This window comes from Roseburia inulinivorans DSM 16841 (assembly GCF_000174195.1).
GTDB lineage: Bacteria > Bacillota > Clostridia > Lachnospirales > Lachnospiraceae > Roseburia > Roseburia inulinivorans.
In genome coordinates this window covers 143,945-158,083 of the sequence record NZ_ACFY01000170.1, presented here as the reverse complement: position 1 = coordinate 158,083, position 14,139 = coordinate 143,945, and the positions used below count along the sequence as shown (strand labels likewise).

At 40.0% G+C, this 14,139-nt stretch carries 11 protein-coding genes; all 11 read right to left on the bottom strand.

Annotation, left to right across the window (positions count from 1 at the left end; translation table 11 throughout):
* Positions 1–223: 223 nt before the first annotated feature.
* Complete coding sequence (gene cas6 / locus ROSEINA2194_RS19215) at positions 224–946, bottom strand: CRISPR-associated endoribonuclease Cas6 (RefSeq protein WP_007890582.1); 723 nt, start codon at positions 944–946, stop codon at positions 224–226.
* A complete protein-coding gene (locus ROSEINA2194_RS19210; RefSeq protein ID WP_007890581.1) occupies positions 947–2,920 on the bottom strand; it encodes a TIGR03986 family type III CRISPR-associated RAMP protein in 1,974 nt (657 codons plus the stop codon).
* Positions 2,917–3,267, bottom strand: coding sequence for a hypothetical protein (locus tag ROSEINA2194_RS19205; protein WP_007890580.1), 351 nt, complete (start codon positions 3,265–3,267; stop codon positions 2,917–2,919). The genes ROSEINA2194_RS19210 and ROSEINA2194_RS19205 overlap by 4 nt, the downstream gene beginning before the upstream one ends.
* Complete coding sequence (locus ROSEINA2194_RS19200; protein ID WP_007890579.1) at positions 3,264–4,565, bottom strand: RAMP superfamily CRISPR-associated protein; 1,302 nt, start codon at positions 4,563–4,565, stop codon at positions 3,264–3,266. The genes ROSEINA2194_RS19205 and ROSEINA2194_RS19200 overlap by 4 nt, the downstream gene beginning before the upstream one ends.
* Positions 4,565–6,652, bottom strand: a complete 2,088-nt coding sequence (locus tag ROSEINA2194_RS19195) for an RAMP superfamily CRISPR-associated protein (protein WP_007890578.1) — start codon at positions 6,650–6,652, stop codon at positions 4,565–4,567. The genes ROSEINA2194_RS19200 and ROSEINA2194_RS19195 overlap by 1 nt, the downstream gene beginning before the upstream one ends.
* Positions 6,642–8,153, bottom strand: coding sequence for a hypothetical protein (locus ROSEINA2194_RS19190; RefSeq protein ID WP_007890577.1), 1,512 nt, complete (start codon positions 8,151–8,153; stop codon positions 6,642–6,644). The genes ROSEINA2194_RS19195 and ROSEINA2194_RS19190 overlap by 11 nt, the downstream gene beginning before the upstream one ends.
* A 10-nt stretch (positions 8,154–8,163) precedes the next feature.
* Positions 8,164–8,526: a hypothetical protein gene (locus ROSEINA2194_RS19185; RefSeq protein WP_007890576.1), complete on the bottom strand. Its 363-nt coding sequence runs from the start codon at positions 8,524–8,526 to the stop codon at positions 8,164–8,166.
* Positions 8,519–9,976, bottom strand: a complete 1,458-nt coding sequence (locus tag ROSEINA2194_RS19180; RefSeq protein ID WP_007890575.1) for a TM1812 family CRISPR-associated protein — start codon at positions 9,974–9,976, stop codon at positions 8,519–8,521. The genes ROSEINA2194_RS19185 and ROSEINA2194_RS19180 overlap by 8 nt, the downstream gene beginning before the upstream one ends.
* A 211-nt stretch (positions 9,977–10,187) precedes the next feature.
* The gene (locus tag ROSEINA2194_RS19175; RefSeq protein WP_007890574.1) at positions 10,188–11,507 is read right to left on the bottom strand and encodes a HAMP domain-containing sensor histidine kinase; all 1,320 of its coding nucleotides are present in this window, start codon (positions 11,505–11,507) and stop codon (positions 10,188–10,190) included.
* A 51-nt stretch (positions 11,508–11,558) separates the two neighbouring features.
* A complete protein-coding gene (locus ROSEINA2194_RS19170) occupies positions 11,559–12,230 on the bottom strand; it encodes a response regulator transcription factor (protein ID WP_044929002.1) in 672 nt (223 codons plus the stop codon).
* Positions 12,231–12,360: 130 nt separating this feature from the next.
* The gene (locus ROSEINA2194_RS19165; protein WP_044928949.1) at positions 12,361–14,121 is read right to left on the bottom strand and encodes a Na/Pi cotransporter family protein; all 1,761 of its coding nucleotides are present in this window, start codon (positions 14,119–14,121) and stop codon (positions 12,361–12,363) included.
* Positions 14,122–14,139: the final 18 nt, after the last annotated feature.

Genomic DNA, 14,139 nt, shown 5'->3' with positions numbered 1-14,139 from the left:
AAAAAAGTCCGTCGACCTATTTTTGTGGTTTTTCTTGAAACCCCTTATAAACTCATCATTTCTGACGTTTTTCAGAATTTCTTTGTTTCTCGCGCAGACATCGACGGACTTTTTTACTTGATTTCTTCCATTTACAGTCCTTTTCAACAGTTTTTTCTTTGTTTTATCCTCTGGAATCCGCATAAATACGGCATTTGAGGTCGACGGACTTTTTAGAAATTTTTTACAAAAGTTCAAACATTCCGAACCCCTGTGCATTTTTTGCACCAAGTCCTGTCTGATACAGAAAATCCAGATATTTTCGCTGACCGGAAAGATCATACTTTCCAAACCATGCTGTAATATAACTTCCCTGATATTTTGTAACAAATTTTCTGCAATTTTCATTTTCTACTTTTGAAATCCGAATCGGCGAACACGGGGCTATTCCAAAGTATGCCTGATATTTCCGGTAAAAATTACTATTTACAGCGTCAAAAAATGCTTCTTCCTGAGGATTATAATAGTATGTATTATTCGTAAATTCATCTGTTGAATAGACTGTTAACGGCGATTTCATCTGAACGACTATATGGTTCTCCTCAATCGTATAATCATATATCTCCATATAAATGTCTCTGTAAGTAGTCTTACCAAATGCAATTCCATTTCGGTAAAAACTGTCTACCAATAAATTTATAAGCAATGGCTCCGGACTTCGGATCTCCAAGGAAACCTCTGTATCAAATATGAATTTCCGATCTGCCATTTTATAATGTCCCTGCAATTGACCAAACTGAAACATTTTATATTGGCGTTTTCCGCTTGTGTAGCCGGATTGATGCAAAAATTCTGCATAATCCGGCATAACAGAAAGTGCCCTGTAAATAATTGACTGCACAATGTGATTATAATTCATGGGAAGCACAAGCGGTTCTTCTAATTGTATATTTAAAACCAGCTGCATTTATTTGTTCCCCTTAAATTTTCCACTATTCTTTTTGTATGGATCATGATTACCATTGTATTTATTATAATTTCCCTTTTTATTCGTGTTTTCCTGTTTCTGATAATAAGGTAATGAAAAATCTTCATCAAGAATCGACGGAAGCTGCTGCTTAATTCTCATTGCATTTCTTCTATTAACCATTCTGCCAACATCATGATTATTCACAAACCACTCATACCCATTTTCTATAGGTTTATTCTTCAGATTTGCCGTTTTCGGATAACTGATCTCAACATCTATCGGTACTGTCTCAAGACCTGCAATTTTGTAAAATTCTTTCTTTGCATCTTTGCTAAAGCCAACCTCTTCATATCTGACTGCGTCATATGTATTTTCTTTCACTTTATAGAGTAATTCATCATCCTGACAAGTCACGCAGCGCTCCTGCACCTTATCTACCTTACAGGCAACACTTCCATAGCCCAGTGGTTTTGCGCCGCCAAGTTTTAAACCAAGCTGCTCTGATCCACTATTTAAGATCCAAAGTAATTGCTGCAGCTGTCGTTCTGATATTGCTTCAAAAAAGAGCTTTCCACTGAATGTAATGCCTTCTTTTACCGGGCGGATTGTTTTATTCAGCTTGTCCGGTTCTATCTTTTTATTCAGATCTACCTTTCTATGATGCCAGTAATATTTTCGCCCACGCAGATTTGCCTGTTTCAATTTTACGCTACCATTTACAACATAGTAATCATATGTCCAGAAATCCGCTCTATCCGGCTTATCAAGATAAAAATCAACATTTCCAAGTTTTGGTTCTCCGAGTGCCTCTAACGTTACTTTATCGGCAGCATAATATTTCTGTGCATCCAGCTTGTCCTTTGCGTACAAATCCGAAAAACGTATCTTCGAACTCATCGCTGTCGTATTATCGGCTCCAATATAACCAAACAGATCACATGCAGGACAATACTCTTTCACACACGGAGTAAATTTTCCTGCATAGGAAGATAATTTTTCATTTGACACTTCCTTTGTAAATACTGCCGGAGATAAATAAAAAACCTGTTTACTTGTATTGACCGGGCGTGAACAATTTACCGGGAAATAACCTTCTTCCTGTTTATTCAGAAACTTATTCAGATCATCCCGATATTCCACGTATGCCTTTTGATTTTTTTGATCTAATGCCGGCTGTGACAGATAAGATTCTATCACCGGGTCTATCTTACGTTTTATAATATCTTTTGTAAGTGAAATTGTTTCTTGTACTCTTTGATTTAGGTTATTCCTATTTTTATCCTTTTCATCCCCAAATGGATTACCAGGCTTATAGGCAAAAATATGGTAATGTGCTTTTTTTACACCCATTCCCCACTTGAGCAGATACCCTTTTTTCTCTCCATTCTGACTGTTGTCAAATGAATAGCTATCGATAACTGCAAATCCTCTTTGTGTTCTATCCGGCATTTTGAAATACACTGTTGTCCCATTTGCCTTTTTCTCAAAGCCTTTTGGGAAATATTCCTTGTTTTCTCTGCTTCCTATACGATAAGACTCTGCTGCACACAGTTCCATTGTTCCATCTTTTTTTCTGTGTATCAGCGCCGGTCTGAATTGTTCTGCGGTTCGCTTTACCGGATATTTTTCACCATTCAACACGCCCATACAGGAATCCGTAAGTGTCTCATACACATTTCTAACAACACCACGTATCTCACTTCCCGGAATAACCGGTTCATGATACATCCCTTCGTAATGCTTTGCCGGATCAAGTTCCTCATAAGAAAAGAAATCATACGACTTGTGTTCTGCCTTCTGATCGGATTCCCGAAATGCATGGTCAAAACTCGAATTTGGAATAAACAGTGGTGTTTTTGTCGTAACAGAATATTCGATCACGCCTGTATGTTTATCCGTGTCCGTATAAGCTTTTGCTTTATTTTGAGGAAATTTTATAAAATTATAAGGATTAACAAAACCATTCATCATCCCACCACCTCTCTCAAGCGATAATTATTTATGATAAGCTGATCGTCTTCGTTATATGTTAAATAATTAACAATTTCTACATAACAAGTTGACTCTCTTTTCGTCCGCACCTTCTCTACATAAACATCATCATAACTGGCAGTCTCATCGCTTATTATATTTTCAACCATACCCTTTCTTGTCCGAACCACTCTGTATTCTATATCCTGATCAAACAGATGAAGTTCCAACAGCTTCTCCTCTGATATAGCCTCTGTCAGTTCATCTCTGCAATATGGTTCAAAAATCATTTTATCGATATATGTTGCATACATTAAACCCTTTTCCGGTGCTTTTGTCAGATTCATGCCTTTTTCCCTCCGCTTACTCTCATGTTCTTCAAGCTTTCCTGAATCATCTGGTTTTCCAGTCCTTCCTGTCCGTCGATCAGAATTGCACCGTTGTTCTCAAACAAACCACGCCCGATCGCTGTCTGACCTCCTACTGCCAGAAATCCGTTCTGAAGATCTTTTAATGCCAAAAGCAGTATTCCAAGAATCCATTTTTCATCTTCTGGCATAACGCCTTTACGAATAGCAAGCCGAAGTACCAGTTCACCATCCACGTATGTTTTTTCTTTGTACAAAGCACCATCTTTTACCGCCGATTCAAAACGGCTTACTCCGGTACGCATCATGGTCAGTGATCTTGCACCCTTAATCTCCGCTTCACTGATGATAATATTGGATGCGCAGGCTTTTACACCGTCCACGTAACCAAATGAAATGTCTATAATTTTTTGAACATTATATGGAAGCTCTGTTCCGTTCTCTGCTAATCGTTCCAGAATTTCCTTGATACGGTGTCTGATCGCTCCTGCAAAACTGCTTCCCGGAATGACTGGTTTTCCATGATCCATAAGCTGCACAAAATCCGGTTCATTTTTCTTTGCTGCATATTGACGGATACTGATACCACCTTTCATTTTGAGCGGTACTTCAATATGAACCATCTTTGCTTTCTCTGACACTTTTGCAAGCCATACATCCAGTTCATTCTCTGTATTTTTGTCGGTTTCTCTGTCATACGCCTGACAATATTCCAGATAATTCTCACTTGTGTAAGTCTTACAATTCACAAATGTCAGTCTGCACTCTCCAAAACCTCGTGTTTTCTTACATCCAAGCCGTATCTCACCTTTCTGGATACCCCGAAAAATGGACGCTATTTCTGAATCCATTTTTTGTTCATCGTCCTGTTCCCTCACAGTGAGTTCCATAAAGAATTGTCCCTTTGCACCTGCCTCTATGATCTCTATCTCGTATTTACTTCCTGTAATAGCTGTTTTTCCATCATTTAATGCAACTCCATCTCTTACACTTGTAAACTCATACTTTCTAAAATTCAGATCTGAAACAAAAAGGGAACTCATTTTTCCGTCACCATGTGCACCGGTATATCCCATCAGGCATGACTCATGTTTCTCTTTTTGCAGATAGGCTCTCATTGCACCAGCCAGGGAACTTCCTGCAACAAATGGTCTTCCCGTACCATCTCTCAAGACATCGGAATCTGTCCATTCATCTTCTCCTGATGATACACTAAGTGGAGAAATCAGCTTAAGCTGTATATAGAATACTTTTCGCTTTATCATTCGATTTGTCATCACTGCTCCCCCTTTCCCATTTTGGTCAGATACTTTAATTCTGTGATACAGTTGCGGTAAGCCATTCTGTAACATTCATTTTCATTCCACCGAAGTTCGAATCCGACATCATATTTTTCTTCCAACTGCCTGCATATCTGCTCCGTCAATGTTTTCGGATTAACAGCCTTCACAATGCTCCTGCACAGCTCTCTTTTTTTCGTATCTTCAATACCCTCTATCTCTGCGATGAGATTCTCGTAATTTTTCTCTGCCTTAACCATGACTCTTAACTTGGACACTGCTGCATTTAAAACATCTGCATTTTTTGTTAGTGTTTTTCCTGATTCTGTGAGTTTAGTACGGATCCTGTCATTCATCTGACGTTCAAATTCCGCGTTTAATAACTGATTGATAATATCCGAAATCAATTCTTTCTGCTGATGCTCTCCACTGTGAAGTTCTGGTTTGTACACCACTACCTGCTTTTCTTCCGGTTTATCTACCTCGATTTCTCCGTAACCTTCTGCAACACGCTCTCCTATAAATGTATGCTCCAATTGTCCTGCGTCAAATCCTGTTTCTGAATAAAGAAGAACGACGCTTCCTTTTTCGATTCCCTGAATTATTGGCTTTCGCTGCTTCCATGTTACATTGTAACCGCCGATTGTTGTATATTGCAGGAATGGATTTCTGATCTCCAAGTCTGTAATGTCCAACATTTCTTCCAAATATTTCTTTAACGTATCTGTTCCTGCTTCCGCCATTCCATATTCGTTATAAAGAATTGTATCTGAAACAAACGTAAGCACTGCCTCTTTTATCCGTTTTTCCTTCTCCTCCACCTTTTGCACAGAATCTATCTGGAAATCAACTGCCCCAAATTCGCTGCTTCTTCCATACCCCATCCGGATATCACCCAGTTTTTTGACTGCCTCTAAAATACGTTCTGCATTCTGTCTGTTTGCATAGATATATCCACCAAATGTCTGCCCTGCACTGATACTGCATAGTTGATAGAAACTGGAGCCATCCTCTGCATTTCCGGTTGCATGACCGATTGACTTATCCTGTGGTCTTTGATGATGATAACTGATCTGTGTGTCTACCGCTGCAACACGATTTTTTTTATCCAGATAATCAATTCCAGCCGGCGCCATCTGCCGGTCTTGCACATCCGGACCGTAAAGCATATCTTCTAACATCAGCTCGCCTTTTTCATTGTATGGCTGATCTTTCTCCTTCTGTAACGAGATTCTTCCCGGAATGCATCGCTCTCCATCCATGCAGATATAGGCATTTGTCACAATGACATCTTCTTTTGACATCATCTCCTGATAACTGGCACTTCCAAGTGCTCCTGCGATCAATCCAAGAACTTTATTTCCTGCAATATAATCTTTTGTTTCTGCCTGATTTCCCTGTTCTGATTTACATATCACAGGCGATTTCAGATAAATTGTATAATGAAGCTGATTCTGCTCTTTCAATGCTTCTTTTTTGACAAAGACATGCTCTTTTTCAATATTCTCCCTACTGTCCAGTGCAATGAGTTCCATATTTACAAGTCCAAGTCCTCTGGTTCTCGATACTCCGATATGCTTCACAATCGAAACTGCATTTTCAAGCAGCTTCTGAAATTCTGGTTTTATCAGACTACATTCTGCTTCAAACACAATCCCCTTTTTTACCACCCGGATCGTACGAAGTGAATTTTTGTCTGCCACCCCTGTTTCATAATCAATAGCAGTCTGTGTACGCGTATATGTATACTGTTCTAACACATTCTGCTGGCTCACCAGTTCCGTTCCCTGAAATTTATTTAGATCTGAAACAATATTGTTATATCCCTCTATATAAGCATTTGAAAGACAAAATGCACTTTTTTGACTCCCGCTCTGTCCAAACATCTGCCCGAATTGTGTCTCTGTTACAAGACCTAATTCCTGCATTTCAAGCGCAGCTTCCCGTATACAGCCTTTTAATCTCTTAGCAGGAATATATGGCAATCCATATTCATCATAGACAACATCAAGATCTATGAGACTATTATGTGTCTCCCCCGAAGCTGTACATAAATCACTTAACAGTTTTATTTTAATTTTCATGCTCTTTTCCCTCTCCAATGTATAAATCCATCATTTCAAGTACATCGTACCAGACTGCATATTCCTCTTTTTCAAACTGCGTATATCCTCTGGATTTTAAGAACGTCACTGTCTCCTGCCTGCTATTTTCTCCCTTGGAAATTGCATTTCTCAAAAGTTTTGCTTTATTTCTTGGAAGGCTCTGAAATACTTCGGACCATTCTGTAAACTTTTCAACACTGAATTCTCTATTCCTGATATTAAGTTCTGCCCGATCTTCTCTTAGCGGCACATAATAAGGTCTTGCAAGAAAGAGCTGTCCATTCACTGCATAGTGTTTTTCCCGATAGGCTTCCAAATGCGCCGCACTGATATTGGTACAAAACTGAAAGTCAAAAAAGTTTCCTATTTTTCCTTTGCCGGTGTTTTCCTCCACTTTTCCTCGATGAGACTCCTCTTTTGCTCTTGTCTTGGCACTTACACAACAAGCTTCTGCCACCTTGTAAGCATCCGAGAATGGAAAATGACTGTTAAAAAATGCAATCCCTCCACATGCACTATAGTCTTTCTCATCCCCAATATGCTCTAAAAAATATCTGACTGCCGGTACTGCTAATTTTGCATTGCACACAAAGGTAATATCGTCCCCGGCAACAATAATTTCTCTGTATAATTTCTTACCGTCAGCCATCTTCACTTGCGGAGTTAATTCATCCATATACTTTGCCATCTTATCAAAATTATTGCGGAAAGTATCTGCGATTTCTTTGGAAATATTGCGCATTGCAGGAACCGCATTTTCATAACCATTTATTTTCTGCATGATATGTCTGATACTGTCTCCCATACTGTTTCCATCAATATGGCATACCGCCAGCGTTGAATTATCTCCCTTTTCTGTCACCATATTATCAAATACTTTTTCACTTTCCTGTTTTGGGAACGCATTTCGTTTTAATACTGCTTCTGTACAAAAATATTTTCCTTTTTCTACTTTTGTAATTGGATAACCGGTGATTGGATCTGCCTCCATAAATGGCATTGCTCCTATTGGCTGCGACGATGGCATATTTGCTTTTACACGTCTCATTTCTTTATTGATCGCTTCATAATCAAAATTATAGGAGTCTGTTTTTTCCACCACTGCAACTGCCAGATTCAGGGAATAAGTCTGCTCCATAATGTATTTTGCAAGAAAACGATTTACTTTTTCACATTCAGCTCCATTTCGGAATAATACATAGGCATTGCCACCACCAATAAACAGAACCTGCATCTGTATTTCTCTGTTTTCCAAAAATGCATGTTCATTATCATTTTCCCAGTCTGTCATGTAGTTTTCTTTCACTGCTTCCGCTATCTGTTTACTGACATAAGTATTCAGACCATCCATGATCACATTCGCAACGATTACAGATGCCCCGATAATCTCTTTTGCTGCATTGCTTTTAAAGATATAACTCTGTATCCCCCTGACATCATACATTGCCAGTACTGCCTTTTCCTGTAGTTCTGGTTTCATAAAGTCCTCCTCATTTGCTGAATTTTCTAAACTTTTTAAAATAAAAATAGGATTCTTTCCTGTTTCCGTTTTCCTTCACAACACGTTCACTGCACGCCGCTACTACTGTCACATCCTGTTCCAGTAAAGTGTTTATAATTTGAAATGCCAGCGTAAATTCCCCCTGACATAGCACTGCTTCCGGAGAATACCCCATTACTTTTTTTACTGTAGCATCACAAAGTCTTCTGATATCGTCTTCTGTTGCCTCCGCCGGAACATTCGGAAATGGTATGTCAACAATGGCTCCATATTTGTGAGCCTCTTTTTTCTGCTGTTCTCCCCAGTATTTTGAAGGGTGATTTGTTAAATTTATAAAAACCGGCTTATTCATATACCTTCCTTCCACACTCTATAAACATACGGATTGCCTGTCCTAACGTGTTCTGGTCAGCCCGCAGACTGCTGTCTGACATATGATTGAAATTATTCCGTTCGTTTTTTAATAATTTATATAACAGCAACATGTCCATAATGTTGTCGTATTTGTTACTGTCGATTTGTATGTTGCAGATTTCTCCAATCTTTTTTCTTTCTTTTCTTTCTTTATCCTTTTTCTCTGTAACTGTAACATCAATCTTATTTTCCGGGAACTCCTTCATATATCTTTGGTTTCTTCCCCATTTGAGCGGCTTTTTTATATTAGATTTCTTCGTTTTCTTATCCATAATCGCCGTCCAAATAAAACATTCAAAAGCAATCTGACTTATCACAAAATTATCATTTCTCTCGTAGTTTTTATGTGCACTATTCTTAATTGTATTTAAGGTACTCTCTGATGTTCCATATCGAATGATGCCTTTGCTTACCCATTCTTTCGGCATTTTGGACTCAATATAAGTAATCGCCTGTTGATAAAACTTCTTCTTATACAGCCATTCTATGATATCCAGACCTGTGCAGGAATCTTCAAGTAGTTTTCCATAGTCATCTTTTATCTGCGTCCAGAAAATATCAAGAAGATTATCATCACCATCTTTCTTTTCTTTCACATAATTTCGAAAAGCAGCCAGATTGCAGTCAAAACTTTCCATATCACACATCTGGATATTTTCAACAATGGTCTTCATCATGCCAATAGGTTCTAGTGCGACTTTTTCACCTGTACTCTTATAATAGTCTTCCAGCTGCTCCGCTCTGCCATATCTGGAAAATTCATTGATTCCTGAAACAAAATCAAATATTCTATAAGTCTGTGTCTGATCCTGTATCGGATTCGGTTCTTTACTATTTGCAATATATTTTATGGAATATATGCCACTTGGAACGATCTTATCGTTTTTCAAAAGCGAGATAATGGCATTTATCACAAGATTCAGATTACGGAATCCCCCCTGTGTATCAATCCATAATTTTGGATCTTCTGTTTTATTTTCTTTCCAGAATTTTCGAATTGCTTCTACAGCTTTAAAAATTGCTTCTATAAAATTGTCATCTGTCACGTCGATCAATAACACCTGATCTTGTGTTACCCCTTCCATTCTGGAGAGATAAAAATCTACGGCACTTTCATTTTTGTCCTGTTCCTGATATTGGAATCTGACTTTTTTCTGTGTCTCCGGAGTCGCAAAAATAATAATTTTGTCCAGATTTTTTTCCCGTTCCATAATCATCTTACTCACTGGCTCAAGCTGGCTGTAATACTCTATCTCTTTTCTGCTCTCTCCCATTGATCCAGCCTTTTCACTTAAACTCTCCCAACAGCACTTATTGGAAATTATTTCTTCATTATCCCTTCGGATTGGCAGTGTACTCATACCCAGAACCAATAAATTTTTTCCCATAATTTTTACCTTATCCCTTTCGTTTTTCCCAACAATGTTGTTTTCTTAAATTACACCCAATTATACTTTACTACTTTGCAATATGGCTTGCAAGCTTCTGCGAATATGTGATTATTTCTCCTCTAAAAGAGCAAAGAATTGTTTTTCGATTTCCTAATAAAGTCAAAAAAATAAGCCTCTGACACGAAGCCAGAAGCTCATCTTTCCTAATTTATTTTAAAAACACAACCTTAATCTCCGTACCGGCACCTTCTTCACTTTCCAGAGAAATCTGCGCCTCATGCTGCGCTACGATATGCTTTACGATGGCAAGCCCCAGTCCTGTGCCGCCGGTCGATTTTGAACGGCTCTTGTCCACGCGGTAGAAACGTTCAAAGACTCTCTTCTGCGCTTCTTTTGGGATACCGATCCCTGTGTCTTTCACGGTCAGCGTCGGGTGTCCATTCTCCGTGCCCGTCATGATCGTCACTTTTCCACCCTTTTTATTGTAACGCACCGCATTGCTGCACAGATTGTAGATCAGTTCGTCGATCAGGTTTCTGTTTCCCCTGATCTCAGCGGAATCTCCCTGTACTTCCACCGTCACCTCGTTCTTTTCCGCCGGGATCTCCATCATTGCCTGACAGTTTAACGCCATCTCATGGAGGTCTAACGTCTCAAACTCGATCTTTGTGTCGTCGCTGTCTAACTCGGAAAGCTTGATGATATCATTGATCAGATATTGCAGACGCTCCGCACTCTTATGGATTTCCGTAGCAAAATGAATGGTATCCTCCCCGCTTGTCATTCCACTTGCAATCAGTTCTGCATAACCGGAAATCGCGGTGAGCGGCGTCTTTAATTCGTGGGAAACATTTGCGGTAAATTCCTGACGCATCTGGGAATGTTTTAAGATGTCCACATGCTGCTTCTTGATGGTCGCAACAAATGGCTTCATCTCATCGTAAACATCATTTTCTTCCAGCAGCACAATATTGTCCGCCATCTTTTCAATCGGTGCCACAAGACGTTTGGTAAGCCGGTGTGCAAGAACTGTACATAATACAAATACGCAGAATCCCACAGACAACGTGAGATATACCATCTTGATGATCAGACTGTAGATGCTGTTACTGTCTTTTCCAATACGCAGAACTTTTCCGTCATCTGTTCTCATTGCATAATAAAAAGTATGTTTTGTGGACGTAGTCGATTTCCGCATTGCACGCCCCTCTCCGGCTGCCAATGCAGAAACGATCTCCGGACGTTCCCTGTGATTTTCCATCTTCGACTCGTCTTCCATGCTGTCATAGATGACGGTTCCATCCTCATTGATCAGCGTGATACGCAGCCCATCTTTATTCAGATTATAGTTGATCTCATCCGGCAGATCCTCCGGTTTCATCATGGAGATCACATGGGCATTTGCCTTTAAATCGTCAAAAATCTGTTTTTTCAATATATCATAGAAAAGTACCATGGCACAGATTGCCATGACTATGATTGCAATTGCTGAGATCAGCATAAATTTGCTGTTAATTTTCTTTTTCATTCTATCACCGTCTTACGTCTGTCCTGCCTTTTTCCTGCTCCTTAACGGACGTCACTCCACCATGTAACCGACATTGCGCACTGTCTTGATATGGCTTCCCGCCTCTCCAAGTTTCTGTCTCAGCGTCTTGATATGCATATCGACTGTCCGGCTCTCACCCTCATAGTCAAAGCCCCACACCTGGTTCATGATCTTATCCCTCGACAGCACGATTCCCTTGTTGATGACAAGGTATTTTAAAAGTTCAAATTCTTTGTAGGTGAGTTCACACAGTTTTCCATCCACGTAAACGGCGTGTTTATCATTATCCACCAGAATATTTTCGTAAGCAATCTGTGATTCTTCCTGCGCATTCGTGGTTCTGCGCAATAATGCCTTAACGCGGGAGATCAGCTCCATGACACCAAACGGCTTGGAAATGTAATCGTCCGCTCCGAGATCCAAACCTTTTACTTTGTCAAGTTCGGATGTCTTTGCAGTCACCATAATGATCGGGACTTTTGCTGTGTTTTTGTCTGTACGGATCTTTGTCAATATATCAAGTCCATCCTCATTCGGAAGCATGATATCTAACAAGATCAGAGCCGGGACTTTGCTCTCTAACCGCTTGAAAAGGTCTGCCCCACACTCAAATTCCTCTACCTGATATCCGCTGTTTTTTAGCGCATAGCGCTCGATCTCGCGGATATTCACATCATCTTCTACTATATAGATTGTTGCCATAGCCGTTTCCTCCCACTGTTCGCTTTGTAAATAAATTATAATACAGCCTGCTTTGTTTTTTCCATAAGTCTTTCCCGGATTCACGAAAAATTCGCAACACAAATATTGTGCTGCGAATTTCTTCCCAGATTTAATCTATCTCATATTTGTTTGCAAAATCATTTTCTAATTTTTCAAACTCTGCACTCTCTTTTTCATCCATCTGCTCTGTAAAACTGTGCTCCTCCAGACCGGTATCATTTAACTGCATCATATATACTGCGATATTGGAGCAGTGATCGGCCACACGCTCGTAGTTCATGGCAAGATCCGAAAGTACCAGTCCAAGTCCGATCGTGCATTTTCCCTTGCGCAGACGCTTCATATGATGTTTTTTTACCGTTTTATTCAGGCCGTCAATGACTTCCTCTAACGGTTCCACGGAACGCGCAAGTGGAATATCGGTATTGATAAACGCTCCGGTCGTTCTCTCTAAGATATCCCGCACGGCTTTGGAGTAAATGTTCATCTCCTCCTCCGCTTTCTTAGAAAACTTTGCATCCTCTTTTTGCATCTGCTGTACACATTCTACCACATTTACCGCATGATCGGAAATTCTCTCGAAATCCGTCAGACAGTGTAAAAGTGACGTCACCCGCAGACTGTCCGTATACGAAAGATCCCCACTGTTTAATTTCGTCAGATAGGCGCTGATTTTATCATCATACACATCTACGCGGTTTTCTTTTGCGATCACTTCCGCAAATTTCTGATCCGAAGGCTCTTTGATACATTCCATTGCCTCGATAAAACTGTTTTTTGTGATCTCTGCCATCTGGTTTACTAAAGTTTTACATTGCTCGATCGCAAATGCAGGACTGCTCACAAAACGCTCATCTAAAATGGCAAACACATCTTCTTTGGCAGATTTTTCCTCGTCAGATTCCGGGATTGTAAGGTAAGCCAGTTTTTCCAGCCCACGGATAAACGGAAATAATACTACAGTTGTAAAGACATTAAAAATACTGTGGATCAGCGCGATCCCTGCAACTCCTACCGTCTCCCCGACAAATTCAAAACGAAAGATTGCATTTCCAATATAAAATACTGTAAGGAATAATAAGGTTCCGATAATGTTGAAATATAAATGCACGAATGCGGTTCTCTTTGCGCCCCGGTTTGCACCGATTGCTGAGATCATCGCTGTGACACAGGTTCCGATATTCTGTCCTAAGATAATCGGAATAACCGAACCATAAGTAAATGCTCCTGTGACAGACAATGCCTGCAGGATACCAACAGAAGCCGAAGAACTCTGAATGACTGCGGTGAGTAGCGCTCCTGCTAACACGCCGAATACCGGATTGTTGAACATCGTCAGAATATCGGTAAATTCCGGCACATCCGCAAGCGGCTTTACTGCGTCGCTCATTGTCTCCATACCAAACATTAAGATTGCAAATCCAAGTAAGATTTCACCGATATCTTTCTTTTTGCTCTTGCCGGACATATACATAATAATACCGATCAGTGCAAGAACCGGTGAAAAAGAGGACGGTTTTAACATGCTGATCAGGAAATTGGAACTCTCGATCCCGGTCAGGCTCAAAAGCCATGAGGTAACTGTCGTTCCAATGTTTGCACCCATGATAATCCCGATCGCCTGCGACAGTTTCATGATGCCCGAATTAACAAAACCGACAACCATGACCGTCGTAGCTGAGGATGACTGGATCACAGCTGTCACGCCGGCTCCGAGCAATACCGCTTTAAACGGATTCGAGGTCAGGCTCTCTAAGATACGCTCCAATTTTCCGCCAGACATTTTTTCAAGACCGCCACCCATAACACTCATTCCGTACAGGAACATTGCCAGACCGCCGATCATTGTCAGAATTCCAAAAATATTCATCATTTTCTCCCTTACATA

Coding starts and splice junctions, on each gene's coding strand:
- ROSEINA2194_RS19210 (WP_007890581.1), bottom strand. CDS start 2,920: ATGATGAATGGTTTTGTTAATCCTTATAATTTTATAAAATTTCCTCAA.
- ROSEINA2194_RS19185 (WP_007890576.1), bottom strand. CDS start 8,526: ATGAATAAGCCGGTTTTTATAAATTTAACAAATCACCCTTCAAAATAC.
- ROSEINA2194_RS19175 (WP_007890574.1), bottom strand. CDS start 11,507: ATGAAAAAGAAAATTAACAGCAAATTTATGCTGATCTCAGCAATTGCA.
- ROSEINA2194_RS19170 (WP_044929002.1), bottom strand. CDS start 12,230: ATGGCAACAATCTATATAGTAGAAGATGATGTGAATATCCGCGAGATC.
- ROSEINA2194_RS19180 (WP_007890575.1), bottom strand. CDS start 9,976: ATGGGAAAAAATTTATTGGTTCTGGGTATGAGTACACTGCCAATCCGA.
- ROSEINA2194_RS19195 (WP_007890578.1), bottom strand. CDS start 6,652: ATGAAAATTAAAATAAAACTGTTAAGTGATTTATGTACAGCTTCGGGG.
- ROSEINA2194_RS19165 (WP_044928949.1), bottom strand. CDS start 14,121: ATGAATATTTTTGGAATTCTGACAATGATCGGCGGTCTGGCAATGTTC.
- ROSEINA2194_RS19205 (WP_007890580.1), bottom strand. CDS start 3,267: ATGAATCTGACAAAAGCACCGGAAAAGGGTTTAATGTATGCAACATAT.
- ROSEINA2194_RS19190 (WP_007890577.1), bottom strand. CDS start 8,153: ATGAAACCAGAACTACAGGAAAAGGCAGTACTGGCAATGTATGATGTC.
- cas6 (WP_007890582.1), bottom strand. CDS start 946: ATGCAGCTGGTTTTAAATATACAATTAGAAGAACCGCTTGTGCTTCCC.
- ROSEINA2194_RS19200 (WP_007890579.1), bottom strand. CDS start 4,565: ATGACAAATCGAATGATAAAGCGAAAAGTATTCTATATACAGCTTAAG.